This is a genomic window from Candidatus Kryptonium sp., from assembly GCA_025060635.1.
GTDB lineage: Bacteria > Bacteroidota > Ignavibacteria > Kryptoniales > Kryptoniaceae > Kryptonium.
In genome coordinates this window covers 895,027-922,006 of the sequence record JANXBN010000001.1, presented here as the reverse complement: position 1 = coordinate 922,006, position 26,980 = coordinate 895,027, and the positions used below count along the sequence as shown (strand labels likewise).

Sequence of the window (26,980 nt, the reverse complement as noted above, 5' to 3'; positions counted from 1 at the left end):
CCCATGTCCCAATCCACTTGTTCCTCTGGCCATCTATGGCGATTGAAATAACAATATCACTTGGCAAACCTGAATTCCATATGTTGTAAACTCTCCATCTTGAACCATCAAACATAGCAAGCCCTCCTCCCCAAGTCCCAATCCACTTGTTCCCCTGGCCATCTATGGCGATTGAAATAACAGTATCACTTGGCAAACCTGAATTCGTCGTGTTGTAAACAATCCATCTTGAACCATCAAACATAGCAAGCCCTCCACCATATGTCCCAATCCACTTGTTCCCCTGGCCATCTATGGCGATTGAATAAACATAATCACTTGGCAAACCTGAATTCCATATGTTGTAAACTGTCCATCTTGAACCATCAAACATAGCAAGCCCTCCACCAATTGTCCCAATCCACTTGTTCCCCTGGCCATCTATGGCGATTGAATTAACCCAATCACTTGGCAAACCTGAATTCGTCGTGTTGTAAACTATCCATCTTGAACCATCAAACATAGCAAGCCCTCCATATGTCCCAATCCACTTGTTTCCTTGTCCATCTATGGCGATTGAATAAACATAATTACTTGGTAAACCTGAATTTGACCTGTTGTAAAATGTCATTGCCCCAGTTGTCCTATCAAGCCGAACAAGTCCCCCGCTTGTACCTACCCAAACATAACTACCCTCTATCGCAACTGCGTAAACATCATTACCATATGTGAAATTCACCCACTCCGGATTCTGCGAAAACAAAACACCAGAAATTAAAATTAAAACCAAAAATAAATTAACACCATTTATTAACCTCATAGCAATCTCTCCTTTTGGTTTTTGTAAACTTATTTTCTATCTTTCAAACTCAACTCCCACCCCAAATACTAAAAAATCAAAACAACAAACTAAAAACATCCTCTCTTGCCTTCTTTCAAACTACGATCGTAAACAATATAACAAAAAAAATCGCTTTTGTCAAGTAAACTAATCCAGTTTTAAACTAACTTTAAAAGACCTTTCTCATAATAAACTCAAAACAGAAGCCTCAAAATCTAAACCTCTGTGTTGTATTTTTCCATTCGCTTGATTAAATTTAAACCTGATTTTTAAAACAAAGATTTGCCATAAAAATATGAAAAGAATTGGCGTATTTACAAGCGGTGGCGACGCACCAGGAATGAACGCTTGCATAAGAGCTGTTGTAAGAGCAGGAATTTACTACGGTCTTGAAGTCATCGGAATAGGTCACGGATACCAAGGAATGATAAACGGCGAATTTATTCCTCTACAGGCAAGATCTGTATCAGGAATTTTGCAACGCGGTGGAACAATTCTAAAAACTGCAAGATCAGAAGAATTCATGACAAAAGAAGGAAGAGCAAAAGCTGCAAAAAATCTTAAAGAACAAGGAATAGAAGCACTTGTTGCAATTGGCGGAGACGGCACTTTCCGAGGAGCTGTCGCTTTATATGAAGAACATGGAATACCATCCGTCGGAATACCAGCAACCATTGACAACGACATATACGGAACTGATTACACAATTGGATATGATACCGCAGTCAATACTGCGCTTGAGTCAATTGATAAAATTAGAGATACCGCAGATGCGCACGACAGATTATTCTATGTTGAGGTCATGGGAAGAACAAGCGGTTTCATCGCAATTGAAGCTGGCATCGGTGGTGGCGCTGAATATATCGCTATCCCCGAAAAACAAACAGATTACGAAGACATAAGAAATGTTTTAAAAGGCTTCAGGAAAGATAAAACAAGCAGTATAATTATAGTTGCGGAAGGGGATGAGGAAGGAGGAGCTTTCAAAATCGCAAAGAGAGTAAAAGAGCTCTACGGTTTTGATTATCGCGTAGTTGTGCTCGGGCATATCCAACGGGGAGGAAGACCAAGCGCAAGAGATAGAATCCTCGCAAGCAAACTTGGAGTCGCAGCAGTTGAAGCACTGCTCAATGGTCATGTCAATGTCATGGTTGGAGAAGTAAAAGGTGAAATTAAACTAACGCCATTGAAAGAAACATTTAACAGAAGAAAAGACCTTGACCCATATCTTCTTAAAATTGCGAAAATTTTAGCTATATGATCACAACTTAACCTCCTTCCTCTCCCTCTTCTCAAAAATTGAAATCTTGCCATCGCCATAGGTTTGGACTAGCTCACGAGCGATCTCAAAATCCTTTCCAACATCTTCTGGATTATGTGCATCTGAACCGAGCGTAAGTGGAATTTTATATTCCTTGACAACCTTTAAAATCTCAACCGAAGGATAAATTTCTTTGGCTTTATGCCTCAGCCCAGATGTGTTAATCTCAATACACAAACCATTTTCCTTGATGATTTTCAAAATTTCCCTTAACAATTCATCAAAATTTTTATCAGCATAGTGTCCAAATTTTTTGATCATATCAAAATGCCCAACGACATCAAAAATCCCAGATCTCACAAGCTTTTTCAAAGTTTGATAATAACTCTCATAAACCTCGTTAACATCTTTCTCAAACCATTTCCACTCCTCCTTATGGCTTGCGATGTTCCACTCACCGAGAAAATGAACTGACCCGATCACATAATCAAAATTAACATCTTTGATAAAGTTCCTAATGAAATCAATTTTGTCTTCTATGAACTCCGCTTCAATCCCGAACCTTATCTTTATTTTATCCCCGAACTCCTCAACGACCGCTTCATACCAACTTCTGTAAATTTCAAATTCATCCATTCTCATTCTATGTTCAGGATCAAAATCATCTGGAAGTGGCATATGATCTGAAATTCCAATCTCTGTTAAGTTTCTCTCTATCGCCTTCAAAACATAGTCCTTAATTTCACCCTTAGCATGTTTACAAAGTTTTGTGTGAGTGTGATAATCAACCATTGTCAAAAGCTATTTGTTATGAAATCTACCTCTTCCCGATGTATGAGCTCACAAGGTTTAACATTTGCGAAGCGAGATTCATTGAAATGCTCTTTTTCTTAAATGCAATCCTTACAGCTTCAATTGCAAGAGATGAATAAAGCGGCAAAATTTCTGGAAATTTATCTTTGAGTTCATCAAGATGAAGTTTCACGGTTTCAATATCGCCTCTTTCAATCGGTCCTGTCAGCGCATTTACAGGTCCGACTTCACTTGCATTTCTAAGCGAAACATCAATAAGAGGTGTCAAAAACCTATTGTCAAAATTTAAATTCGCCCTGCTTAAAATTTCATCTATTGCATGAAGAAGCGATATCATATAATTAGATGCAAACACGCACGCAATATGATACAAAATCTTCTGCGACTTTTCCAATGGGAAGATGTTTGAGTCAAAGTTGTAAAATATCCACTTCGTTATGTCGTAAATTTTTCGGCTACCTTCAAGTGTGAATTTTACTTTTCTTATCTCATCAAGCGAATAATCAAAATGTGAGACAGAATAAACTGGATGAAGCGAACCGACCTCAGCTCCAAGCTGATGCAAACGAGAAAGAACATCGCTGGTTAAAACCCCAGAAGCATGGTAGACAACGAGATTTTTGAAATTCAAATTTTTAAGATCCGAAATCTTTTCAGCACTTTCTTTTATCGCTGAATCGGGAGTCGTTATGAAAATAACTTCAACTTCTGCTGGAAGATCGCTTATTGATTTTGAAGCAACATCGGATTTTATCCTTTTCAAAAACCTCTGGAGAGAATCGTCACTTCTACTTATAACAGCAATTATCCTATGCCCAATTATCTCGCTTAAAAATTTTGCTATTAAAGTTCCAACTCTTCCTGCACCAACGATTGCTATGTTGAAGGTTTTAAATGTCAACCTCAATTAACCTGTTTAAATAGCACAGCTGAGAGATAACCGACAACGCCAGTTTTATCACCTGTTACATCTCCGGAGTTACAATAGTAAAGAACTTCAGATTTATCCGCTCCGAGCTTTTTCGCTGCACGCATCACTGCAACCGTCGGACCACCACCACACGCTTCACATCTCTGTTGTTCAAGGTCATCCATTAGCTTCTCCGGATTAAAACTTGCGATATCATCAATTACGATCTTATCAAATTTCATCGCGACATCATAAGGATAGTAATGCGAAAGATCAGTGCTTGCAACAAGCAAAACATTTCTACCCGTTAAAACTTCCCCGAGTATGTCGCCCAAACGAAAACTATACTCAGATTTTTGATCTCCCATCACAATTGGGACAAGTTTAAAATGATTCAATGCCTTCTGCAAAAATGGAAGATGAACTTCAACAGCATGCTCGGATCTATGCCCATAACTTGAAAATTCAATCAAGCCGTTTCCTGCGCTAACAATTTCTTCAGCAAGTTCAAAATCAATTTCAATTTCACCAAGCGGTGTTTTATAACTTTTCCCATCATAAATTGAGATCGCATCAAAATACTCCCTATGGCTTGGTGAAACCACGACAACAGTATCATAATCCTTGCCACGGATAAGTGAATAAGCGATCGCAGCTGTTTGACCTGAATACATATAGCCGGCGTGAGGTGCTATTAAAGCTTTTATCTCTCCGCTAATTTTTTTATCTCCTATGATGTCCTTTGCTCGTTCAAACATCTTTTCAATCTCAGCATTCAAAATTGATGGAACATCAGGATAAAACAAACCAGCAACTGCTGGATGTCTTACTTTTTCTTTGATCATATATTTTCTCCCGTTTTTAGTTTGAAATCACTTTCCTTGAAAACAATGGCGGTAAATTTGAAAATTTCCGTATCTTTATCTTTCCAACAATCTGGTGGCAATCCCGCTTTAAGACAAGTATGTTCCAAAAATTCTTCCTTTGTTAAGTTATGTTCAATTGCAACTTGAGGTAAGAGCAAACCCCTGCGCCAACCTTTTTTTATCATCAATCCATGTTCACCAATTTTTATTTCATCAATTGATTCAACAGCACTCAAAGGCGACAAAACAGATATCTCAATTTCAATTTTATCAATTTCAAAAGGTTCAACTGGAGGAAAACGCGGATCTTCAAGCGCTGATTTTGCCGCGACCTCGTTCACAGTTTCAGCAAGCGACTTTACAGCTTCAACATAACCGATGCATCCTCTTAATGTATCATTGATTGTTAAAGTCACGAAAGCCCCGCACGGAGTTTTCAAATTTTCTGTCTTTGGCTCCACTTCTGGAAGATCCCCACCATTGACGACACTTACTATTGAGTTGCGAGCTATCCTTAAAAGTTCAATTTTTTCTTCATCTGTAAGGTTCATTGCTTTCTCAAATTAAATTGTAAATTTTCAAAGATAAACTAAAAAAATTCGCAAAATTTTTCAACTCAATATGAAAACTTGATATCCAGAGAACACCTTCAAAATTTCTCTTCGTTTCTCTTCACCTATCTCTTCAAAAAATCCAAAAACCGCAGAGCCACTGCCAGACATAAGCGAGAAAACAGAACCAAGCTCATAAAACCTTTCCTTCACCTCACCAACAATTGGAAAATGCGAAAAAACGATCTCCTCAAAATCATTTGTGACCAATTCTTTCAAAATATGGGGCTTATCAATGTTTTCAAGCAAAACTTTTTTCAAACTTTCTTTGCCTTCATGGTTCCTCAATTTCAAATTTCCATATGCCCACGCAGTTGAAACTTTAATATTAGGATAAACAATGACAATTTTATAAGGAATTTCAACATCAATTGGTTCAATTATCTCACCTCTACCTGTTGCATAGGCAGTTCCACCTTTTATAAAAAACGGGACATCGGAGCCGATCAAACTTCCAAGCTCGCTTAGATGTTCATCGTCAGCACCGATCCCAAATAAAATGTTAAGCCCTTTCAAGACGGTCGCTGAATTACTGCTTCCCCCACCAAGACCAGCTCCAACTGGTATGTTCTTTTTAAGATAAATTTTCACCCCTGAATGAACACCAAAACTTTCCAAGAAAATTCTGACAGCTTTCAAACACAGATTTTCAAAACCGACCGGCACATCGCTTGAATTAGTTTCTAATTCAACATAATCGGAGATTTCAATTTCAATCTCGTCATAAAGTTTCACCTCGTGAAAAATCGTCTCTATATCATGATAACCATCGCCTCGTTTTCTTAAAACTCTTAATCCGATGTTTATCTTCGCCGGCGAGAGAAGTTTTATCCTGTCCATTTTATGTCATCAACATTTTCAATTTTGTTCGCATATCTTGCAAGCACAAAAAGTAAATCCGAAAGGCGGTTAACAAATGGTATCACATTTTCGTTGATTTTCTCTTTTTCAGAAAAAGAAACTATTCTTCGTTCAGCGCGTCTGCAGACAGTTCGCGCAAGATGCAAAAAAGAAGCAAGCAAAGTTCCACCAGGAAGTATAAAATTCTTCAACGGCTCAAGATTTTCATCTATCTTATCAATAAACTTTTCAATTTTTTCAACATCATCCTTCGTAATTCTTTTCACCTTGATATTTTCAACCCCCATTGGAGTTGCGAGATCAGCGCCAAGTATGAAAAGCAGATTTTGAGTATCTACGATTATCTCGTTGATCATACTATCTTTTGAAATTGCTCTAACGATCCCGAGGATCGCATTAAGTTCATCAATAGTCCCGTAAGCTTCAACCCTAAGATTATCCTTTTTCACTCTTCCACCCGCGAAAAGTGATGTCGTACCATCATCTCCTGTTCTCGTGTAGATTTTCATCTGAAATTCTCAATTAGTTTTATTATCTCAATTAACCTTTGAGCGTTCGCAATATACCCGTTGCTTTTATAAGCAAGTGCAAGATTCTCAAACATTAACTTTACAAACAACTCTGGCGTTGCGCGTTTAAAATAAATATCTTTTTCCGAATAACCAATTTGAGAAACAAACTTTTCGCATTCCGCTCTTGTCATTATCCTACCACTATCAAATGGATCAACATAAATCTCAAAACCATTTGACTCATATCTTACAATAAAATGACCTGGCATTGCAATACCACACACAGGCAAATTTACTCTTTTTCCAACAAGTATATAAATCAGGGAAAGAGTTATCGGTATACCAAGACGTCTGTCTATGACGCGATTTATCAAAGCATTATCAATATCGTAGTAATTCTCCATATTTCCCCTAAAACCTTGTTCAACGAAGAAGAATTTATTCACCGTTTCAACGATATCATAAAAATTTTCCTTCGTGTAAATCCTCTTTCTCAATTCAACTGCCATTAAATCAAGTATCTCTGAATAATGCTTAAAATTAACTTCGGAATAAGCAAACTTAGCAACAAGGAAGGAACCTTTTTCAATGTCTTTTTCAGGAGCAGCGAAAAACGAAATAACATCGTCAACATATTTTCTATATCTTATAACATCAACGATCTCAAGCAATAAACTTTTGGCTTTATCACTCGCAACATCTTTAATCTTTAAAAGCATTGGGAGCGCATTGCTCCCCAAATTTAGAAGCTTCTCGTAAGCAATTTTAGAAACCGAGGCATCTTCATCATCAAGAAGTTTGACAAGCGAAACTATGTATCCCTCTGAGATCACAAGTGATGTTTTGTTAATTCATTTTTCAGGTATTCAAACGCTTCAAGAGGCGAGTCGGCAAATTTGAAAAGTTTCAAATCATCTTTATCTATCACGCCATATTCAACCATCGCATCAAAATTAATTATCTTTTTCCAGTATTCGCTTCCGTAAATCAAGACAAGCAATTTCTTTTTAATTTTCTTAGTTTGAAGAAGTGTAAGGACTTCAAAAAGTTCATCAAGAGTCCCATAACCCCCGGGAAATATGACCAGCGCTTTAGCAAGATAGACAAACCAAAATTTTCTCATGAAGAAATAATGAAATTCAAAAGCAAGCTCATTTGTTATGTATGGATTTGGCTTTTGCTCATATGGCAAGCTTATGTTAAGTCCTATACTTAAACCCTTTGCTTTACTGGCTCCTCTGTTTGCCGCTTCCATAATCCCAGGTCCACCTCCAGAACAAACAACGAAGCGATATCCGTTCGCATCGCTAAGTCCTTTTGACCACTCCGTTATCAATCTTGCAAGTTCAACCGCGTCTTCGTAATATCTTGCCATGAAGACATCCATTTCTGCCTTTGCCTTCGCATCAATCAAACTTTGTGGCACAACTTTGCCCTTCGCTTCCAACTCTTTTATTTCAGATTCAATCTCCCGCAATCTTGCCTTAGCTTCTTTCATTGGTTTTGCTCTTGCTGAGCCGAAGAAAACGATCGTATCAACAATTTGATATTTCTTAAATCTTGACAATGGCTCAAGATATTCTGCGAGGATTCTCAACACCCTCGCATCAGGGCTGTTCAAAAATTTTAGGTTTTTATACGCTTTCACAGGTTGCCTATTTGCATTTGCGATTAATTTTTCCTCATCTCTTTCAATGTTCTCTTTTGACATACGATTTTTAATTTTGTTTATAAAATTGACCTTCCACCATCAACAAAGATAACCTGACCAGTTATATAATCACCTTTGGTTGCCAAAAATACAACCATGTCAGTTATATCGGAGGGCTTTCCATATCTTTTCAGCGGAATCTTATGCTCTGGGATATGTTTAATCTCGCCAGATTCCTCTCCGGGAATTATTATAGTTCCAGGGGCAATTGCGTTCACAGTTATATACGGCGCAAGTGCTTTCGCCATCGCCTTAGTTAACATTATCAATCCAGCCTTTGCGACATTATAAGCTATATGTTCAGTCCAAACTTGCAAACCACCGAGTGAAGCAATGTTAATTATTTTCCCTTTTTTTCTCTCAAGCATGAACTTAACTACCTCCCTTGAACATAAAAATTGTCCTTTCAAGTTTGTATTAAGCACATGATCCCAAAGTTCATCGCTTATCTCCCAAAACTTAACTGGTTTAGGGAAAATAGCAGCATTGTTCACGAGGACATCTATTTGTCCAAACTTCTCAATAGCTTTTTCAACCATCTTTTTTACTTGCGAGCTTTTCGTGATATCTGCTTTTATAGCGATCGCTTCTCTGCCAAGATCTTTTATTTTATCTATCGTTTTCTCCGCTTCATTTTTTGATTGATTATAATTAACAACTATATCAAAACCAGATTGGGCAAGGGCAATCGCAATTTGCCTTCCCAACCTCCTTCCAGAACCAGTGATAAGTGCAACCTTTGAACCCATTTTTGACATCACCTTATAATTTTGAAATCAACAAACTGACAAGTCTCTCAAGGTAAATTTTATCAACTTCATCAAAATTGTTTAATTCATAACTATCAATATCAAGAACACCGAGAACCTCACCATCTTTGATCAATGGAACAACTATCTCAGATTTTGAATCAGGATCACAATAAATATGCCCTGGAAATTTTTCAACATCTGGGACAATTATCGTTTCCTTTTTTAAAACTGCTGTCCCACATACGCCCGAACCAATTTTTATCCTCGTGCAAGCAAGTTTTCCCTGAAATGGACCAAGGACAAGTTCATTTCCCTTCATTAGGTAAAAACCAACCCAAGAAAAAGAAGGAAATGCTTGCTTTAAAGCAGATGAAACATTCGCAAGATTTGCAATTAGATCAGGTTCATCCTCAATCAGAGATTTTATTTGTGGCAAAAGTTCTGAATATATCTCCTCCTTTGTTTGACCCTTTATAACTATTTGCTCCATCTTGATTTTGAGATTTTGTTTTCAAATTGAAAACGGAGGAATAATAACGGTGGCGGTATTACTTCCATCATCACACTTAATTTCAACTTTTTCCCCCTGGATAGCGTGATTTATTTTGATATAACCGAGAGAAATCAACTTTTGAAATCCATATGAATACACGATGCTGGTTAATTTACCAACCTCCTCACCACCAATGCACACGGATGAACCTTCATAAATTCTCTCCCTGCTTTTCCCTTTCTCTATTATAAATCCAACGAGTTTTTTCTGTAGCTTTTTGTAAGAATCAATTCTTGAGATCACCTCTTGTCCAATGTAACAGCCTTTTGTGAAACTCACATATTTGACAAGATTTGCTTCAAGAGGATTGTAATCTTGAGTTATCTCCTTCCCATAGGCAGGAATCCCAGATTCAACTCTGAACACCTCAAAAATTTCCCTTCCAACTGGCGTTAGACCTTTTCTATGTAATGTTCTCCACACATCAATAGCAATAGCAGACCTGAAAATGAGATTATACCCAGGGACGAGAAATTCATCTGTTCTTGATAGAATTACTTCTTCGTTAAATATAAAACCCTGAACGAAATTATGCGTCGTCATCTTTGATATATCTGTAAAACGCTTATGATCAACTTTAAAATCATCTTCCACTGCCTTATGGACATCCGAACCAAAAATTGAAATGATCACATAATCATCAGTTATGTCCTCAACTTTAACATCATCCATAATTATCAATTTACTTAACCAGTTCTTCACTTTATCAAGGGCCTCATAGCTTAACAAAGCAAAAACCTCTTGATAATCCTCAGTGGCTTTTAAAATGTAAAGAGTTAAAACCTCAATCATCTTGCCCTTTTCATCAGTCAGCACTGTTCCGACGCCCATACCTGGCGAAAGCCCTCGGAGATCATTCGTTGAAATTCTATTTAAAAAATCAATTGCATCTTTCCCGTAAATCCGCAATTTCCCAAGATATGTCCTATCAATTATAGCGCTTAAATTTTTAATCGCCTTATATTCCTCAATAGGATTGATGTAATGCTTGGGCAACTCCCAATCTGAATAAATGCCGAATTCAGCACCAAGGTCAAGATGTATTTCGTAAAGTGGCGTTTGCTTCACAAAATTTTGCTATTTAATTTTTTTGAAAAAATAACAATTTTTTAAAACTCTGTCAAGTTTCAATTTAAAACCACGCTGTGCTAATCAAACCTTTAAGAAAACGCTCATTTAAGAGCACATTTTCAGAAAAGCCCACGATTAAACCTTTAATTGAATTTTCCCATCTATATGTTTAAATTAAGGCCAGAGAAAAAATTTTGGAGGTTTTAGGATGAGAAAACTATTTCCAACTTTTTTGTTTTTGACATCAACATTGTTCGCACAACTTCCCCTCTTCCGACCGTTTTTCTCAACGACCGACAGAGAATTTGGTAAGCTCTTCTTTTATGAAGTTATAAATCTAATAAGCGAAGATACATCAAAAAGCAGAATTGATGTAAACTTCAGAATCGCTAACGATCTACTTACATTTGTAAAAAATCCACTAAGCTCCCCAACATACATCGCAAACTTTACAATTAGTGCGGAGATCATTGATAAAGATGGCAAATCAATAGCAAGAAAAATTTTCAGTGGGCGCAAGGCAACTGACAACTTTGAAGAAACAAATTCAAAAGATATTTACACACAAGGCAACTTTCGCTTTGATTTGACACCGGGAAACTACCGTTTGATACTTTTGATAGAAGATGAACAAGCCAACCAGCTTTTAAGACGAGAACGAAATATAACTCTTAAAACATTTAAACCTTACTCCTTTGAAACATCTGACTTAACAATTATTCAAGAAAGCAAGCAAGTTGGCGATACGATAATTTTGCTACCGACAAACATCGGAAATAGAGTTAACTTCGGTAGGGATTTTACTGTCTATGTTCAATTCACCGATAAACCTGCAGAATTTAGCTATACTTTATTTTTCCTTTCAGAGTTCGGAAGGAAGAAAGAAATAAAAAAATCCTCAATTCAACCTGACGAGATCACAAACGATAGGAAATTTGTTTTCAGAGAAAACCCTGGCGATACTGTTTTCACATATTTTTTGATCCCATCCCAACCACAAAGTTATTATTCTTTACTTATCCCATTTGATGGCGACTCACTTGACCTTGGGGAATACGAACTTTATTTTTATGTAAAATTTAAAGATGCAACCGAAAAAGAAATCCAAAAGGCATTTTCAAAACGATTTACCGTTGAATGGATTGATATGCCGTTTTCGCTTCAAAATCTTGATTACGCAATTGAAATTTTAGAATACATAGCGACACCTGACGAAATGGCAAAGTTAAGATTTGGAACCCCACAAGCAAGGTTATTAAAGTTCAAGGAGTTTTGGGCTCAACGAGATCCGACGCCGAAAACAATTTACAATGAGCTTATGGCTGAATACTACCGCAGAGTTGATTACGCGTATATAAATTTTGCGACAATGCGAGAGCGAGACGGTGCAAGAACAGATAGAGGTAAAGTTTACATTCTCTATGGACAACCAACCAGAATTGAAAGAAAATATACACCAGGAAGATCAACAGAAGAAATATGGTATTACGAACCAATTAAAAGAAAGTTTGTCTTTGTCGATCAATTTGGCTCTTTTAAATTAACATCGGTTGAAACCTATGCTCCCTAAAATTGCAGTGACAATTGGAGATATAAATGGCATCGGTCCAGAAGTTGCAATAAAATCTTTATCACAAAAAATCGTTTTTTCAAAAACTCAATCCTTCATAATATCCCCTCCGAAAATCGTTGAGATATATTGCAAGCTGATGAATTTAAAATTTCACATTATGGAAAACGAGAATGACTTTTCGTCAGAGATAAATGTGATCAACATTCTTCCGATGAAGGAATTCAGAAATTTTGATATTAATATCGGGAAGCCAACCAAAACATCTGGCAAAATCGCAGGCGAATCAATAAACATAGCAGTTGAACTATGTCTTCAAGGCAAAGCTGATGCCATCTGCACCGCGCCTGTCTCAAAAGAAGCTTTAAAACTTGCTGGATTTAACTTTCCCGGACAAACTGAAATGATAGCTAAGCTTTCCAACTCAAAACGATATATGATGATGTTTGTAAATGAACAAATCAAGCTCGGTCTCGTCACGATACATGTCCCAATATCAAAAGTTGGCAAAATTCTTTCAGAAAAGCTGTTGACAGAAAAAATTGAAATCTTGATTGATTCACTAAATCTTGACTTCAACATAAGTTCACCAACAATAGCTGTCCTTGGCTTAAATCCTCATGCGGGAGAGAACGGTTTAATAGGTGATGAAGAAGAAAAAATTATCAAACCCGTTTTAAAGCGTTTCAATAGAGGTAAAATTAAAATTGAAGGTCCTTTTCCAGCGGATGGATTTTTCGGCGAGAAAAAATATGAAAATTACGACGCCGTTCTATCCATGTATCATGATCAAGGACTTATCCCTGTGAAGTTAATTGATTTTTACAGAACTGTTAACTTCTCAGCTGGACTCAAAATCGTTAGAACTTCTCCAGATCACGGAACTGCATACGACATCGCGGGGAAACTTATTGCTAACGAGGAAAGCATGAAATCAGCAATAATTCTTTCGGCAAAAATTTTTAAAAACCGCTTAAAACATAGATCTCTTTCTTAAATTTTCACTTTCTTTTACCGAAGTGAACGAAAATCAGCATAGATTTCAAAAAAATTTTATTCAAATAAACGAATGAAGATCATCGTAGCGCCAGATTCCTTCAAAGGTTCTCTTACCTCAATACAAGCAACTCAGATAATAGCAAATGCATTTGAAAAAGTTTCTTCAAAGTTTGAGGTTGTTAAAATCCCTGTGTCAGATGGAGGGGAAGGTTTCGTTGACGCAATTCATTTTTCAACCGGCGGAAAACTAATTGAAATAATTGTATCTGGTCCATTGCCAAGACAGAGAATAAAATCTAAATTTTTAATCAAAGACGAAACCGCAATAATTGAAATGGCATCTGCAAGTGGATTAACACTTGTCCCAAAATCAAAGCGAAATCCTAAAATTACAACGACCTATGGCGTCGGTGAACTTATAAAAAAAGCGCTTGATTACAATGTAAAAGAAATAATAGTTGGCGTCGGTGGAAGCGCAACAAACGATGGCGGAATGGGAATGGCTTCGGCACTTGGCTATAAATTTCTTGATAAAAATGGAAAGGAAATACAACAAGGTGGAATAAATCTATTGAAGTTGAAAAAAATTGACGATTCTGAAATAGATCAAAGGATTAAATATGTTAACTTCAAAGTTGCTGTTGATGTCTTAAATCCACTCTGCGGTCCTGAAGGTGCTTCGTTTACATATGCACCTCAGAAAGGAGCAAGAAAATCAGATTTACCTCTGCTCGACAAAGCTTTGAAAAAATTAGCAGAAGCCGTGAAAGAAAAATATGAAATTGACATAGAAAATCTACCAGGCGCTGGCGCTGCAGGCGGACTCGCCGGAGGTCTTGTTGCGTTCTGCAATGCAAAAATTGTAAGAGGAATTGACTTGTTTCTTGACATCGTGTCATTTGATGAAAAAATTAAAAACTCAAAACTTATAATAACGGGCGAGGGAAAAATTGATTCACAAGTTAAATATGGAAAAGCAATTAAAGGGATAATAGAAAGAGCTGGAAACATACCTGTGCTCGCAATAGTCGGAAAAATTGAAGGTGAACCAAATGAGCTCGCAAATATGCTTGGATTGACATCAATTATAAGCATGACGCACATCGGAATGAAAGAAACACAAGCAATTAAAAAAGCTTCAAAAATTTTATTTGACACCTCAACACAAATTGCAAAGATCATAAAAAGTTTATGCTTAAACAATTGATAAACGAAACACTTGTATGCGATGGAGCGATTGGCACTGAACTATTAAAACGCTCAAATGAAAAAATTCCCGAAATTTTAAATTTAACCAAACCAGAAATAGTTGAATCTCTTCATATTGATTACATAAAAGCTGGCGCTGACATCATAACAACAAATTCGTTCGTAGCAAACCCAGTAAGATTAAAAAACATACCCGTTAACATATACGAAATCAACAAAATATCCGCACAAATAGCTAACAAGGTAAAGCTTCCCAACATCCTCGTCTTTGGAAGCGTTGGACCAACTGGTTTAAAACCACATGAAAAGGAATTTAAAGAGATCGCTAATTATTTTTCTGAGCAAATCCATGGTTTAGTTGATGGTAATGTTGATATAATTTTGATTGAAACCATGATCTTTACTGATGAAATGAAAATAGCGTATCAAGTCGCGCGCAGTGAGACAAAATTGCCAATAGCATTATCAATGAGCTTTCGTAAAACAAAGAACGGTTTTGAAACATATTCGGGAATTGATATTAAAACTGCTACCAAAGAGATGTTAAGTCTTGGTTCTGAAATCATCGGCGCAAATTGCGGAAATGGATTTGCAGAAATGGTTGAGATCGCAAGATATTTTAAATCAATTACGAAAGAAATTCCAATACTTATAAACCCATCAGCTGGCACTCCTCACAAAGTTGATAACAAGTTGGTTTATCCAGATACACCAGAAAATATATCTGAATCTGTTAGGAAACTTGTTGAGCTTGGGACGAATATAATTGGGGGATGTTGTGGAACAACCCCAGAGCACATCAAGGTAATAAGAGAAATAGTAAACGATTTTTATACAAAAAAGCGTGGACATTAAGTCCACGCTAAGTGGAGGTAGCCATGAGGTTTTTTAAAAAAATCTATATAGTTTTGCAATTTTCAGCAACCTTCTTAAACTGATCAAGATTTTGTTCCAATGGCAATATCACTTTAAATTCACTTCCTTTACCGTATTCACTTACAAAACTTATTTTTCCGCCGTGAAGCTCAACGAGATATTTCGCTAAAACTAAACCAAGACCAGTGCCATTTAAATGCGTCTTTATCCTTGGAAAAGGTTTGAAAATTTTATCCATATCCTCCGGACGAATACCAATTCCTTCGTCTTTTACTTTAAGTTCAAATTCACCGTCTCTTCTCGTCAGAGCTATTGTAATAGAAGAACTCTTATCTGAAAACTTAACAGCGTTTGAAACAAGCTGATAGACAACTTCTCTAAATTTTCTTCTATCTGCCTCAATTTCAAGAACATCATCAATTTCAAGAATTACATTTAAATTCTTTTTACCTATTTCACCCGCAAAATAATTGAGCACATCATTTACAACCTCCGATGCTTTAAATCTTTCAAAGTTCAACTTAACTTTTCCCGTCTCAATTTCGGCTATTTCACCAACATAGCTTAACGCTACAAGCATTTCTTCACCCGATCTTTTTATATTTGTGACGAAGTCAATCACATCTTTCTCAGTCAGATTTCTGAATTCGTCTCTTAAAATTTCCGAAAAACCGATAACTACGGTTAATGGTTTTTTAAGCTCGTGAGAAAGCAAGTGGATGTAGTTGTAAATTGAATCTTTAACTTTTATGCTATCATTTTTAACAAGCTTAATTTTCTCTTGCAACCTTAAATTTTCAATGTAAAGTTTTACAAAGCTGATTTCAACCTCCAAATCATCCTTTTTAAAATTAACGAATGGCTTATCTCCGTAGAGAGCAATATAAGAAACAGAACCATCACTTAAGCTAACAGGGATTATTATCATTAAGCATTCTTCATCTTCACCATATTTAAGGACAGTTTTTGAATTTCCATTAAGATCATTCCAAGCAACTATTATACCTTTTGCGCCCGTCTTTTCAATTATAGAATTTATCGCAGATTTAATTGATGTTATTTTGCGCTTTTCCTTTTTATCTTTTTCTTTTGATAGCAAAATTAATCCGTAAATACCTGAAACAACCCCAGAAAAAAGAAATAACAAAGGAACAAAACTTAAATCAGTATGCACAACCACTGTAAGCCAGGACAATAACACGCTAACGAAAATCCATTTTAATCTTGAAACTCCATCATTCAAAATTTTTATTGTAAGCAGAAACACACCTATAAAAATCACAAAAGCCAAGCTTTGAATTATAACCGACAGCATGTTCAAATCTCCTTAATGTTTATGGTATAATTCTCACTTACAACCATTTGAACTACCTTCCTCCATTCTTCTGGTTCAGCAAATTTGTTCAAGAAGTAAAATTTTGAATTATTCCCATTCTCAACCCTCAATCCATCCTCACCACAAGCGACAACTATCGGTATACCAAGCAAAATGTTATCTGCAATTTTCAAAAGTTCATTCATTTCACTCAAAAATTCCGTTTCAATCACTAACACATCATACAGCTCAAAATGCAACACTTCAACGACATCAGTAAACATTTCCACAACTTTTATCACATATTTTCCATTTTCAAAAACTTTGCTCATTTTATCTTTAAAATTTGCGTCGTTCGTATAAATTAGTATTTTGCAAACAATGGACATTACCGGAAACTTTTAAGTTTTAACGATCTCACAAGATTGAGACTTCAATTAATATGCCAGTAATAAAACATAAAAAATTGACCTTGAATTTGCTTAAATCACAAAGAAATTTTTATTGAAAAGCACAAGATAGTTGGTAAAAATTACAAAAAGGATAGGTAATTTTGATAGGGTTATTTATTCTCCACTGAGGTCAAGCATTCGTTTGCCATCAACATAATTTTTGAAGGCAGGTTTACGAAGAGAGATAAGTTTATTAACAATTTCTTTTATTCTTTCAGATGCTTGAAAAACCCGAGATAGATTTTCCTTGATTTTCTCAATGTCACCATCTTTCAGAGAGCGATTTATAAGCTCAATTGAAAGATAAATTATATTCAACGGATTATTTATCTCGTGTCCCAATGTCCTTGCCATTTCTAAAAGCGCGACTTCATGCTGAAGTTCTGCTACTTCAGATTGAAGCGCTTTTATCCTTAATCCAACTTTTATTCTTGCGATAAGTTCGCTGAAATCAACGGGCTTGGTGATAAAATCATCGGCTCCAGCTTCAAGTCCTGTCACCTTGTCCTCAGTCTCAACTCTTGCAGTAAGCATTATAACATAAGAAAATTTTAACTCTTGGTCTTCTTTGATCTTTCTAACTAATTCAATTCCAGACATCCCTGGCATCATCCAATCAACTATGGCTATATCTGGTTTATACTCCATCATTTGATTAAAACCATCAATTCCATTATAAGCAAGTTTGACATCGTATCCATTCTTTGCTATCACCCTTTTTAAGATTTCAGCGTAGCTTTGATCATCCTCAACTATTAAAATTTTTCCTTTCGTTTCCTCACTCACTTTTCAAATACTCCTTAATTTTTTGAATTAAAAAATTATGATCACTAATTGGTTTTGAGATATAATCATCAGCTTTGCTTTCCTCAAGAAATCTTTCAGCGTCTCCTCGCATCGCATGGGCAGTTGCAAGTATAACTGGAATTTTAGCAGTCGCTTCATTTTCTTTTATCATCCTTGTTAACTTTAGCCCATCAACTTGGACACCATCTACAAATGTCCCAGGAAGCGAGACATCCATTATTACCAAATCAACGCTACCAGATTTTATCAATTCAATTATCTTCTGGCCATCGTCAGTCACAGTTACCTCAAATCCACCTTTTCGTTTTAGAATTATCTCAAAAAGTTGCGCGCTCATAATATCGTCCTCAACGACAAGAATGTGAGGCATTATTTACCTTTGCTTTATTTTGATTTGTTTGTTTATCAAATCAATTAATTTGCCAGGATCCAAATTAAGCTCGCTTTTATCAAGAACAATTATCCCCATACTCTTTGATAACAGTTCCCTTTCCTCCTCAGTTGCTGGGTCAGGGAAATTAGTTATGACAAGTATTGGAAGTTCAGGTGCAAGTTTATTTAACCTTAGCTCTCTTATAACATCATAACCGTTAACTTCTGGCATCATCAAATCAAGAAGAAGGATGTCGTAATTATTTGTCTTTATCTTTTCTATCGCTTCTCTGCCGTTTTTTGCATAATCAATCTTGTATATATCAGGCAAGATTTTCCTCAAATAAATCTCAATATTTGCATCATCATCGGCAAGTAAGATATTAACCTCATCCTTTTCTTTCACATACTGTCTAAGTAAATTCAAAAGATAATTTGGCTCAATCGGTTTTTCAAGAACATTTGGTTGGAAATTGATAAAGGAAAGTTTCAACAATTCCCTTACCTTTTGTGGATGCCCCGTCAAAATTATAACTGGTGTATCTTGAAATTCAGGTGTATCATAAACCTTTAAAACAAGGTCAAATCCATTTTTTATCAAAGCGGAAGCTTTATATGGAATTGCATAATCAAGTATTAAAACATCTGGTTTAAGTTTTAAAATATAGTTCCATCCATCTTCGGCGTTGGCTGCCCAAACAAATCTAAACGAATTTTTTACAAGAAATGTTTTCAAAAAGTTAGCAAATCTTGCATCATCATCCACGGCAAGGATCAATAGACCAGAGTCGCCATAAATTTTTCCTGATTCAATTTCAAATTTTTCACCATATGAAATTCCAGATAAAGGAATCGTAAATATTACGGTTGTTCCTTTCCCTTCGCCCTCGCTGTAAAGATCTATAATTCCACCCATTAATTCCACCAAACTTTTAGTAATCGCAAGTCCAAGCCCTGTGCCACCATATTTCCTTGTAGTTGTCCCGTTTGCTTGCACAAACTTTTGGAAAAGCTTTGCTTGCCTTTCTTTCGGAATCCCTATACCTGTATCTGAAACTGTAAATTGGCAAAATCCTTTTTCCTCAAAAACTTCTGCTCTTACCGTTATACCTCCTTTATGTGTAAACTTAATTGCATTTCCAATTAAATTTAAAAGGATTTGCTTTAACCTGTTTCTATCTCCCCTTATAAAAACATTACGCTCTGGATAAATGAATTTATATTCAAGCTTTTTCTGCTCCGCTTGAACATGGGATAATGTCCAAACCTCATAGAGAAGTTCCGAAACCTCAATGTCTTCAATGTTAAGTTCAAGCTTACCTGCCTCTATCTTTGCGATGTCAAGTATGTCATTTATTATGTTCAAAAGATGCCTTGCGCTCATCAAAGCATTATCAACGAATTTCATCATCTCTTCATGATTTTCATATAACCCTTCTTTTATTAAGTTCAAAAATCCAATAATTGAATTTAACGGGGTCCTTAATTCGTGCGATGTGTTTGCAAGAAATTCACTCTTGAGCTTATTCAATTCCTGGAGCTGCGCGTTTGCAATCTCAAGCTGTTCAGCATATAGTTTTAACTTTTCCTCAGCTTTTTTCTGCTCAGTTATATCGCGGTTTATCCCGACTGTTCCAATTGGATTACCTTGAGAATCTTTCAAAACCGTAATAGATGAACTCACATAAATTTTCTCACCAAATCTATTGTAATGGATCGCTTCACCTTTCCAAAATCCCTTTTCAAGGATTATCTTTCTAACCTCATCTCTTGATAAATTTGGAAACTCCACTGGCACAACTTCACTTATTTCCTTTCCTATAACTTCTTCGGACTTATATCCATACATCCTTTCAGCTGCCTTATTCCAGGAAGTTATTCTATAATTTAAATCCGCTGCAATTATAGCGTCATTGACATTCTCAAGTAGATTTGCTTGATACCTTATCTGCTCCTCTATTTTCTTTCTTTCCGTTATATCAGATTGAATCCCAAGATAATATGTTACCCCGTGAAGTTCATCTTTGACAGATGTAATTGAAAGAAAAGCGAAATAAAACTCACCATTTTTCTTTTTATTTATTATTTCACCAGACCAGTAACCCTTAGTTAAAATTGATTCCCACATATCCTTATAAAACTCTGGCTCATGGAGCCCCGATTTTAAAATCCTTGGATTTTTACCAATTACCTCATCTTTTGAGTAGCCTGTAATTCTACAAAAGGCATCATTTACCTCAAGTATGTTCGCTTGTTCATCAGTTATAACAACAGCATCATTTAGGTTAAGTAATAAGTTTGACAGAATACGATTTCTTTGTTCCGCCTTTACTTTATCGGTTATATCAAGCATTGTTCCAAGAATTGCGGGCTTACCGTTGTAAGTTATGATATTGTTAAGGACTTCAACCCAAGCAATTTCACCGTTTTTCTTTAAGACCCTGAATGAAAAATTTGCCATCGGGAGATCCCCTTTTAAGCCTAAAGCAAACATTTCCATCACTCTTCTCTTATCATCAGGATGGACGAAATCAAGGATTGTTCTCGTATCAAGTATCTCTTCGCTTTTGAATCCAAGAATTGAAACAATTTGCCCGCTGGCAAACTTAAACTTGCCATCTTGAAAAATATATGTCCCAACAAGAGAACCTTCAACGAGAGTCCTATATTTCGCTTCCGACTCTTTTAATTTTTCTTCCCATATCTTTTGCCCTGTTATATCCTCTATCATACCTTCGTAATAAAGAACATTCCCAATGGAATCTTTAACTGCTCTGACATGCTCACGGACATATATTTCTTTTCCATCAAGTCGTTTCAAGCGATTCTCAAAATTTGAAACTGAATCAGAAATTTCCAAAGCACGAATAAATTTATCTCTATCCTCTGGGTTAACATAAAATTCAGAAGCGTTTCTTCGCAATATCTCAAACTTATCTTTTGCGCCAAACATTCTAACAAATGCTGGATTCACATCAATTATTCTACCATCTGGAGTTGATCTGTAAACCCCGATAACTGCATTCTCAAAAAGTTCTCTATATCTTCGTTCTGCTTCTATCAATTCATCTTCAAAACGTCTTTTCTCAGTCGTATCAACCTCAACAAATTGAATTAACTCTGTTGCCCCATATTTTATTAGTTGTCCGCTCAACTCAGCATACTTAACAACACCACTTTTCGTTAGAAATCCAACTTCAAAAACCTCATGTCCTTTGCCTTCAACTATATCTCTAATATATTCACGAACAATCTCAATAAAATCAGGAACGACAAGATCAAAAATGTAAAATTCCTTTATCTCATCAAGCGTGTAACCATGAAAATTAATAGCATAACTATTTGCATACTTTATCTTGCCAGTCAAATCAGTTAAAATTATACCATTTACAGTAGATTGAAAAATGCTTTCCCAAAATCTTTTCGTTTCATCAATTCTCCGCTCAATTGAAAATCTTAAAATTGCAAACGCAATCCCAAGAAATACACCAATAACGGTTGGAGCTACAAAATAAAAAACATTTTTAACTATACCTCTATAAATCCATTCGGTGATAAACGCAATAAAATTTGAAATTAAAGCAGTGATTAAAACATACATTAAAACAACCATTACCCTACGATACTTTCCTCCTTTTTCCTCCGAGCCGATCTTTAATTCCATCAGATTTAAACTTTTTGTTTCACCTCAAAATTTTGAAAATGCGAAAGATTTTTCAAAATTTCACTCATTTTCAATAACTTATTACAACACAAAATTTAAACATATTCACTAAAAATTGCAACTGCTTATGAAAAGAAGCCTGAACCTTGAAAGCGGAGAAATAACGCTTGAAGAAATCCCAAACACCGATTGGTCAATTATACTTACAAATGGAAAATATACTTCGCTTGTCTTGTATAATGGAACAGGGCATAGCTTTTATGAACACCCAACATTTAATTCTATCCTCAAATGGGCTCCGAAGATAAACTCGCAACTTGGACGCTTTATTTACATAAGAGACACTTTGACAGAAGAAAGTTGGTGTATTAACCTACCGAAAGTTTACGAATTTAGTTTTTGGAAAGTTAGTTTTGGAATTGGCTATTTGAAAATTAAATCATTAAAAAATAAAATCTACTGCGAAATCACCTATTTCGTCCCGATTGACAAGGATCTTGAATATTGGTTTGTGAAAATAAGAAACGAATCAGGTGAAAAAAGGAACTTAAAAGTTTTTTCAGCCGTGGAACTTTCGCTTGGTGACTTACGCTCTTCAATCCTTGAACCATATCACCAAGAACTTTTTATCAAAACCTGGGTAAATAATCAAAAGCTCTTTGCGACAAACAATCTTTGGAATAAGACCGTCTTTTTTTCATCCGAGCCAACTCCCGAATCATTTGATTGTCTGAAATCAGCATTTATAGGAAACGGGACAATTGAACTTCCACAAGCTGTGAAAGAAGGTTGGTGTTTTGAATCAATAGCAAATGGAAGAGAAGCGATCTTCTCCTTTCAGCATGATATTCAAATTGAAAATGCTGACGAAAAAGAAATTCTAATAGCGTTGGGAGTTTTGAACGAAAGAACAAAATCTGAAGCGAAAATTGAAATTGCAAAAAATGACTTTGAAAAAATGCTCTCCTTTTACCGAGATGAGCTATTTGAAAAAGGTGTGAAAGTAAAAACACCCGATGAAAACATAAATCTTTTCATAAACCGATGGAATAAATATCAAAATCTGATTTATTTCTACTTGGGCGGACATTCAGCAAACAGTTACACATCTGGTTCTGATATGGTAAACTATAAAGATTCAGTTCAATCAATTATCGGAATTTTGCCCATAAATCATAATGTTTGTAAAGAGCGACTTAAATATCTTTTCAGATTTCAACTCTCAAATGGAAAAACTTGCGATAGATTCAATCCTTTTAATAATTTTTCAACACATTCAGACGATACTTATAATCCATTGTGGCTTTGCATTGCAACATTTGAATACCTAAAAGAAACAGGCAATTTTAAAGTTTTAGAAGAGAATTTAAACTATTACGATTCAGAGGAAAACAGTTCAATATACGAACATTTGAAAAGAGGAATAGATTTTGTTCTCGGCCAAAGCGGGAATCATCAACTTATCCTTGAAAAACTATCAAGCGAATCCATTGAGTCAACTCTTACAAGTTTGATCTTACTTTATGCTCTAAATGAGTGGATAAAGTTAAATGAATTTTTAGAAATTGATGTTGAAAAATACAAAGTTAAGCGAGAGAACATCAGAAATGCTATAAATAGACATTGCTATGAGGAGTATAAAAAACTCAACAATGCAGGTTGGTTTATAAGAGGTTTTACAAAAGACGGTGAAAAAATTGGAAGTTATTTCTCAAAGGAAGGCAAAATTTACCTTGAGCCACAGATATGGGCTGTGTTAAGCGATGTTTGCGATAAAGACATAAAAATCAAATGTTTAAATTCCGCAATTGAATTTCTTGAATCAACATATGGTTTTCTTTTACTTGATCCTGCTTATACAACACCGGATGATAAACTTGGGATAACGACAAGATTGATAGCTGGTGAAAAAGAAAACGCAAGTTTTTCAATCACTGCAAACGCTTGGGCTGTAATGGCTTTTTCAACTCTTTCAGATGTGTTCAAGGGAAAATCTTTTGAGGTCTACACCAAACTTCTACCTTTAAAATTTCTAAATGATAAAAGATATAAAGCCGAGCCATTTCTCTATCCAGAATATATTTGCGGTAAAGATTCACCACATTTCGGCGAGGCTTCCTTTACCTGGCTTACGAGCTCATCCGTTTGGATGTTCAAATCCTTTCTTGAATACATCTGCGGGATCAAGCCAGATTACGATGGAATTTACATTACGCAACCATCTTTCCCGGATGAGTGGGACGAAATCTATGTTAAAAGAATTTACAGAAATTGTGTTTACGAGTTTAAATATAGCAGAACAGGTGAATTTTATGTAAAACTTGATGCCCAAAAACTAACTGACAACAAATTACCTGTTTGTGGTTGTGGAAAAGTTCACCAGGTTGAAATTTTCTTTTGAAAGTTTTATCTTAAAAACCAAAAAGGATTAATTCAATGTCAAGGGCATCAAATATAATATTTTCTTTATTCCGCTTTGGTTCTGGTTTAATGCTTTCATATTTTCATGGTCTTGGCAAAGCCAAATCAGCATTTGGATATTTTGTCAAGGGAAATGAATGGAGATTTTTGAATACAGTGAAAGATATTGGTTTTCCAGCTCCAGAACTTTTCGCTCTTGCTGCTACATTATCAGAGTTCGTTGGAGGAATTTTGCTCGCGATCGGTTTATTTACAAGATATTCAGCAATCTTCATTGGTATTACGATGGCTGTTGCGGTTTACAGACATCTTATAACGGATATGAGATTTGAACTAGCTGCCTTATATTTCCTGATAGCCCTTGTGTTTATTTTTAAAGGTGGTGAGGGGATTTCAGTTGATGGTTTAATAAGGAAAGGAAAATTCTAAGTAAAAAGAGTCGGGGCGCCCGGACTTGAACCGGGGACCTCTTGCTCCCAAGGCAAGCGCGCTAACCATCTGCGCTACGCCCCGATAAATTCAGATACAAATATATCAAAACGAACTGGAAAAATCAAGTTTTACATAAAAAGTCAAAAATTTTCAAAATGAAACTAAAAGATTGGGACTTGCCTGAATGGAAATCACCTTGAAAAAAGGTAAGGAGAAAAAAATAAAAAACTTTTACCTCTGGATATTTAGGGACGAAATAGAAAATTTTGAAAAACTAAAAAACGAACCTGTCCAAATAGTTGATGTAAAAAGTTCAACTGGTGAATTCCTTGGAAAAGCATTTTTCAACCCTAAATCACACATAATTGCAAGAATTCTAACGCAAAATAACGAAAAAATCAACGCAAACTTTTTCAGAAGCAAAATAAAAGAAGCGCTTGATAGAAGAAAAAAATTAAAAATTAAATCAAATGCATTTCGCCTAATTCATGCAGAAGCTGACGAGATCCCTGGGCTTATCGTAGATAAATTTAACAACTATCTCATACTTCAAACAAGGACAGCAGGGATAGAAAATTTCAAGCACGAAATAGTTACGATTTTAACCGATATTTTGAAAGTTTCGGGAATATATGAGCGAAGCGATATGGAATCAAGAAAAGAAGAGGGACTTGAAATTTCATCTGGTGAACTTTATGGGCATGTTCCAAGATACACTGAAATTGAAGAGAACGCTTTGAAATTTATCGTTGACTTGCACCACGGACAAAAAACAGGATTTTACCTTGATCAGCGCGACAATAGGAAAAAGGTTAAGGAGATGATAGGTAAAGGTGATAGAGTTCTTGATCTTTTTTGTTATTCAGGGGCCTTTAGCATTTATTGCGCAAGCGCTGGAGCAAATGTAATTGGCGTTGATTCGGATAGAAGTGCAACCGATTTGGCAAGAGAAAATGCAAAGATAAATAAATTAAGTGATAAAGTGAATTTTTTAACTGCGGATGCCTTTGAAACTATTGAATCAATGGCAAGCTCTGGCGAAAAGTTTGATTTTATCATCATTGATCCACCAGCTATGACAAAAACAAAACGAGGCGCAGAAGGTGTCAAATGGGCTTTTCACAAATTAATTCTAAACTCGCTTAAAATGCTTGAACCAGGTGGTAAAATTATGGTTTCATCTTGTGCTTATCATATATCGCTTGAAATGCTTCAGGAGGCAATAAGATTTGCAAGCAATGACTTGGGGAGGAAATTAAGAGTAATTGATGTGACATTTCAACCAGAGGATCATCCTTGGGTTCTTCAAATGCCAGAAACTCTTTATTTGAAAACAATCTTCCTTGAGGTCTTGAAATGAAATCTCAAGAAGCTTTTGAGAAATTTTTCAAATCCGGCTCTCCTCTTTTGATTGCGCATCGTGGTCTTTCGGCAATTGCTCCGGAAAATACTCTCTCAGCATTTAAGATCGCGCTTCGTCATAAAGCGGATATGATTGAGCTTGATGTTCGCATCACAAAAGATGGAACCCCTGTTGTGATCCACGATGCAAAAGTTAACAGAACAACAAACGGCACAGGAAAAGTAAAGGATCTTTACCTTTGGCTTTTGAGAGAACTTGACGCAGGGAGTTGGTTTCATCCAAAATACAAGGGAGAAAAAATCCCAACACTTGAAGAAGTTTTAGAGCTTTTCGCTAAAAAGGTTCCAATCAATATAGAGATAAAAAGCTCATCTCTTAAGGACAGGATCACGGAAAAAGTTCTTGCTATCGTTTTTGAGAAACAATGTGAAGATAAAGTTTTAATCAGTTCATTTGACCCAAGAATTCTCAAAAAGATTAAAAAACTAACAAATGAAATCCCTACCGCCTTCTTATATCATTATCCGGTGTATTTCAATCCTATCAAAACGCTTAAAAATCTTGGCACAGTTGCTCTAATCCACAACTACAAATTCACAACCCCAAATCTTGTAAAGAAAATACACAGCGCTGGCTTTAAAATTTTCGTTTACACAGTAAATAAACCCGAAGATATAAAAAGAATGATAAATTTTGGCGTTGATGGCATAATCACAGATGATGTTCGCCTTGCGAAGAGAATTTTAAACAATATCTAAC

The 26,980-nt window shown here is 35.8% G+C and carries 26 protein-coding genes and 1 tRNA gene; 9 read left to right on the top strand and 18 right to left on the bottom strand.

Going from position 1 to position 26,980, the window contains the following annotated elements; all coding sequences use genetic code 11:
* The coding region (locus tag NZ923_04405) for a two component regulator propeller domain-containing protein (protein MCS7229262.1) at positions 1-799 on the bottom strand (799 nt) is incomplete at its 3' end.
* A 316-nt stretch (positions 800-1,115) separates the two neighbouring features.
* Here NZ923_04405 and pfkA point away from each other — a divergent pair.
* Positions 1,116-2,081 (top strand): 6-phosphofructokinase, encoded by a 966-nt coding sequence (gene pfkA, locus NZ923_04400; protein MCS7229261.1) that lies wholly within the window; start codon positions 1,116-1,118, stop codon positions 2,079-2,081.
* Here pfkA and hisJ read toward each other — a convergent pair whose 3' ends face one another.
* From hisJ to NZ923_04345, 11 genes are read right to left on the bottom strand one after another with little or no spacing between them, the layout of a single operon-like run.
* Positions 2,082-2,873, bottom strand: coding sequence for a histidinol-phosphatase HisJ (gene hisJ, locus NZ923_04395; protein MCS7229260.1), 792 nt, complete (start codon positions 2,871-2,873; stop codon positions 2,082-2,084). It lies immediately after the preceding gene.
* 25 nt (positions 2,874-2,898) lie between these two features.
* Positions 2,899-3,795, bottom strand: coding sequence for a DUF2520 domain-containing protein (locus tag NZ923_04390; GenBank protein ID MCS7229259.1), 897 nt, complete (start codon positions 3,793-3,795; stop codon positions 2,899-2,901).
* Between the two features lie 2 nt (positions 3,796-3,797).
* Positions 3,798-4,649, bottom strand: a complete 852-nt coding sequence (amrB, locus tag NZ923_04385; protein MCS7229258.1) for an AmmeMemoRadiSam system protein B — start codon at positions 4,647-4,649, stop codon at positions 3,798-3,800.
* Positions 4,646-5,221 carry an AmmeMemoRadiSam system protein A gene (amrA, locus tag NZ923_04380; GenBank protein MCS7229257.1) on the bottom strand — a complete coding sequence of 192 codons (576 nt, stop codon included), beginning with the start codon at positions 5,219-5,221 and terminating at the stop codon, positions 4,646-4,648. Before amrA ends, amrB begins: the two co-directional genes overlap by 4 nt.
* A gap of 60 nt (positions 5,222-5,281) precedes the next feature.
* A complete protein-coding gene (ispE, locus tag NZ923_04375) occupies positions 5,282-6,121 on the bottom strand; it encodes a 4-(cytidine 5'-diphospho)-2-C-methyl-D-erythritol kinase (GenBank protein MCS7229256.1) in 840 nt (279 codons plus the stop codon).
* Complete coding sequence (locus tag NZ923_04370; GenBank protein ID MCS7229255.1) at positions 6,109-6,651, bottom strand: cob(I)yrinic acid a,c-diamide adenosyltransferase; 543 nt, start codon at positions 6,649-6,651, stop codon at positions 6,109-6,111. Before NZ923_04370 ends, ispE begins: the two co-directional genes overlap by 13 nt.
* Complete coding sequence (locus NZ923_04365; GenBank protein ID MCS7229254.1) at positions 6,648-7,487, bottom strand: transglutaminase-like domain-containing protein; 840 nt, start codon at positions 7,485-7,487, stop codon at positions 6,648-6,650. Before NZ923_04365 ends, NZ923_04370 begins: the two co-directional genes overlap by 4 nt.
* Positions 7,484-8,365: a TIGR00730 family Rossman fold protein gene (locus NZ923_04360; protein MCS7229253.1), complete on the bottom strand. Its 882-nt coding sequence runs from the start codon at positions 8,363-8,365 to the stop codon at positions 7,484-7,486. Before NZ923_04360 ends, NZ923_04365 begins: the two co-directional genes overlap by 4 nt.
* Positions 8,366-8,382: 17 nt before the next feature.
* A complete protein-coding gene (locus tag NZ923_04355; GenBank protein ID MCS7229252.1) occupies positions 8,383-9,114 on the bottom strand; it encodes a 3-oxoacyl-ACP reductase FabG in 732 nt (243 codons plus the stop codon).
* 13 nt (positions 9,115-9,127) lie between these two features.
* Positions 9,128-9,607 (bottom strand): GAF domain-containing protein, encoded by a 480-nt coding sequence (locus NZ923_04350; protein MCS7229251.1) that lies wholly within the window; start codon positions 9,605-9,607, stop codon positions 9,128-9,130.
* A gap of 21 nt (positions 9,608-9,628) precedes the next feature.
* Positions 9,629-10,738, bottom strand: a complete 1,110-nt coding sequence (locus NZ923_04345; GenBank protein MCS7229250.1) for an aminomethyltransferase family protein — start codon at positions 10,736-10,738, stop codon at positions 9,629-9,631.
* 211 nt (positions 10,739-10,949) lie between these two features.
* On the opposite strand from NZ923_04345, the gene NZ923_04340 reads away from it, so the two are divergent.
* The 4 genes from NZ923_04340 to NZ923_04325 all read left to right on the top strand — a co-directional run bounded on the left by NZ923_04340 (position 10,950) and on the right by NZ923_04325 (position 15,374).
* Positions 10,950-12,311, top strand: coding sequence for a GWxTD domain-containing protein (locus tag NZ923_04340; protein ID MCS7229249.1), 1,362 nt, complete (start codon positions 10,950-10,952; stop codon positions 12,309-12,311).
* Positions 12,301-13,308, top strand: coding sequence for a 4-hydroxythreonine-4-phosphate dehydrogenase PdxA (gene pdxA, locus NZ923_04335; GenBank protein MCS7229248.1), 1,008 nt, complete (start codon positions 12,301-12,303; stop codon positions 13,306-13,308). Before NZ923_04340 ends, pdxA begins: the two co-directional genes overlap by 11 nt.
* A gap of 72 nt (positions 13,309-13,380) precedes the next feature.
* Positions 13,381-14,517 carry a glycerate kinase gene (locus NZ923_04330; GenBank protein MCS7229247.1) on the top strand — a complete coding sequence of 379 codons (1,137 nt, stop codon included), beginning with the start codon at positions 13,381-13,383 and terminating at the stop codon, positions 14,515-14,517.
* Positions 14,502-15,374: a homocysteine S-methyltransferase family protein gene (locus NZ923_04325; GenBank protein ID MCS7229246.1), complete on the top strand. Its 873-nt coding sequence runs from the start codon at positions 14,502-14,504 to the stop codon at positions 15,372-15,374. The genes NZ923_04330 and NZ923_04325 overlap by 16 nt, the downstream gene beginning before the upstream one ends.
* A gap of 43 nt (positions 15,375-15,417) precedes the next feature.
* Here NZ923_04325 and NZ923_04320 read toward each other — a convergent pair whose 3' ends face one another.
* From NZ923_04320 to NZ923_04300, 5 genes are all read right to left on the bottom strand, one after another.
* Entirely contained in the window at positions 15,418-16,710 is a 1,293-nt protein-coding gene (locus tag NZ923_04320) for a HAMP domain-containing histidine kinase (GenBank protein MCS7229245.1), read from the bottom strand.
* Positions 16,711-16,712: 2 nt separating this feature from the next.
* Positions 16,713-17,099, bottom strand: coding sequence for a hypothetical protein (locus tag NZ923_04315; GenBank protein ID MCS7229244.1), 387 nt, complete (start codon positions 17,097-17,099; stop codon positions 16,713-16,715).
* A 177-nt stretch (positions 17,100-17,276) separates the two neighbouring features.
* Positions 17,277-17,948: a response regulator gene (locus tag NZ923_04310; protein ID MCS7229243.1), complete on the bottom strand. Its 672-nt coding sequence runs from the start codon at positions 17,946-17,948 to the stop codon at positions 17,277-17,279.
* Positions 17,941-18,339: a response regulator gene (locus NZ923_04305; GenBank protein MCS7229242.1), complete on the bottom strand. Its 399-nt coding sequence runs from the start codon at positions 18,337-18,339 to the stop codon at positions 17,941-17,943. Before NZ923_04305 ends, NZ923_04310 begins: the two co-directional genes overlap by 8 nt.
* Before the next feature lie 3 nt (positions 18,340-18,342).
* Positions 18,343-22,005 (bottom strand): PAS domain S-box protein, encoded by a 3,663-nt coding sequence (locus NZ923_04300; GenBank protein ID MCS7229241.1) that lies wholly within the window; start codon positions 22,003-22,005, stop codon positions 18,343-18,345.
* Positions 22,006-22,132: 127 nt separating this feature from the next.
* On the opposite strand from NZ923_04300, the gene NZ923_04295 reads away from it, so the two are divergent.
* Positions 22,133-24,406: a hypothetical protein gene (locus NZ923_04295; GenBank protein MCS7229240.1), complete on the top strand. Its 2,274-nt coding sequence runs from the start codon at positions 22,133-22,135 to the stop codon at positions 24,404-24,406.
* Positions 24,407-24,441: 35 nt separating this feature from the next.
* Positions 24,442-24,855 carry a DoxX family protein gene (locus tag NZ923_04290; GenBank protein MCS7229239.1) on the top strand — a complete coding sequence of 138 codons (414 nt, stop codon included), beginning with the start codon at positions 24,442-24,444 and terminating at the stop codon, positions 24,853-24,855.
* Positions 24,856-24,865: 10 nt separating this feature from the next.
* Here the strand turns inward: NZ923_04290 and NZ923_04285 are convergent.
* Positions 24,866-24,939 (bottom strand) — tRNA-Pro (locus NZ923_04285).
* 103 nt (positions 24,940-25,042) lie between these two features.
* On the opposite strand from NZ923_04285, the gene NZ923_04280 reads away from it, so the two are divergent.
* On the top strand, positions 25,043-26,218 hold the full coding sequence (locus NZ923_04280; GenBank protein MCS7229238.1) for a class I SAM-dependent rRNA methyltransferase: 1,176 nt from the start codon (positions 25,043-25,045) through the stop codon (positions 26,216-26,218).
* Complete coding sequence (locus tag NZ923_04275; protein MCS7229237.1) at positions 26,215-26,979, top strand: glycerophosphodiester phosphodiesterase; 765 nt, start codon at positions 26,215-26,217, stop codon at positions 26,977-26,979. Before NZ923_04280 ends, NZ923_04275 begins: the two co-directional genes overlap by 4 nt.
* Position 26,980 lies beyond the last annotated feature (1 nt).

Excerpts from the sequence above, each read along its gene's own strand:
- ispE (MCS7229256.1), bottom strand. The coding sequence starts at position 6,121 with ATGGACAGGATAAAACTTCTCTCGCCGGCGAAGATAAACATCGGATTA.
- NZ923_04360 (MCS7229253.1), bottom strand. The coding sequence starts at position 8,365 with ATGTCAAAAGAGAACATTGAAAGAGATGAGGAAAAATTAATCGCAAAT.
- hisJ (MCS7229260.1), bottom strand. The coding sequence starts at position 2,873 with ATGGTTGATTATCACACTCACACAAAACTTTGTAAACATGCTAAGGGT.
- amrB (MCS7229258.1), bottom strand. The coding sequence starts at position 4,649 with ATGATCAAAGAAAAAGTAAGACATCCAGCAGTTGCTGGTTTGTTTTAT.
- NZ923_04350 (MCS7229251.1), bottom strand. The coding sequence starts at position 9,607 with ATGGAGCAAATAGTTATAAAGGGTCAAACAAAGGAGGAGATATATTCA.
- NZ923_04295 (MCS7229240.1), top strand. The coding sequence starts at position 22,133 with ATGAAAAGAAGCCTGAACCTTGAAAGCGGAGAAATAACGCTTGAAGAA.
- NZ923_04340 (MCS7229249.1), top strand. The coding sequence starts at position 10,950 with ATGAGAAAACTATTTCCAACTTTTTTGTTTTTGACATCAACATTGTTC.
- NZ923_04320 (MCS7229245.1), bottom strand. The coding sequence starts at position 16,710 with ATGCTGTCGGTTATAATTCAAAGCTTGGCTTTTGTGATTTTTATAGGT.
- amrA (MCS7229257.1), bottom strand. The coding sequence starts at position 5,221 with ATGAACCTTACAGATGAAGAAAAAATTGAACTTTTAAGGATAGCTCGC.
- NZ923_04325 (MCS7229246.1), top strand. The coding sequence starts at position 14,502 with ATGCTTAAACAATTGATAAACGAAACACTTGTATGCGATGGAGCGATT.
- NZ923_04300 (MCS7229241.1), bottom strand. The coding sequence starts at position 22,005 with ATGGAATTAAAGATCGGCTCGGAGGAAAAAGGAGGAAAGTATCGTAGG.
- pdxA (MCS7229248.1), top strand. The coding sequence starts at position 12,301 with ATGCTCCCTAAAATTGCAGTGACAATTGGAGATATAAATGGCATCGGT.
- NZ923_04330 (MCS7229247.1), top strand. The coding sequence starts at position 13,381 with ATGAAGATCATCGTAGCGCCAGATTCCTTCAAAGGTTCTCTTACCTCA.
- NZ923_04370 (MCS7229255.1), bottom strand. The coding sequence starts at position 6,651 with ATGAAAATCTACACGAGAACAGGAGATGATGGTACGACATCACTTTTC.
- NZ923_04315 (MCS7229244.1), bottom strand. The coding sequence starts at position 17,099 with ATGTCCATTGTTTGCAAAATACTAATTTATACGAACGACGCAAATTTT.
- NZ923_04275 (MCS7229237.1), top strand. The coding sequence starts at position 26,215 with ATGAAATCTCAAGAAGCTTTTGAGAAATTTTTCAAATCCGGCTCTCCT.
- NZ923_04305 (MCS7229242.1), bottom strand. The coding sequence starts at position 18,339 with ATGCCTCACATTCTTGTCGTTGAGGACGATATTATGAGCGCGCAACTT.
- NZ923_04280 (MCS7229238.1), top strand. The coding sequence starts at position 25,043 with ATGGAAATCACCTTGAAAAAAGGTAAGGAGAAAAAAATAAAAAACTTT.
- NZ923_04290 (MCS7229239.1), top strand. The coding sequence starts at position 24,442 with ATGTCAAGGGCATCAAATATAATATTTTCTTTATTCCGCTTTGGTTCT.
- pfkA (MCS7229261.1), top strand. The coding sequence starts at position 1,116 with ATGAAAAGAATTGGCGTATTTACAAGCGGTGGCGACGCACCAGGAATG.
- NZ923_04355 (MCS7229252.1), bottom strand. The coding sequence starts at position 9,114 with ATGGGTTCAAAGGTTGCACTTATCACTGGTTCTGGAAGGAGGTTGGGA.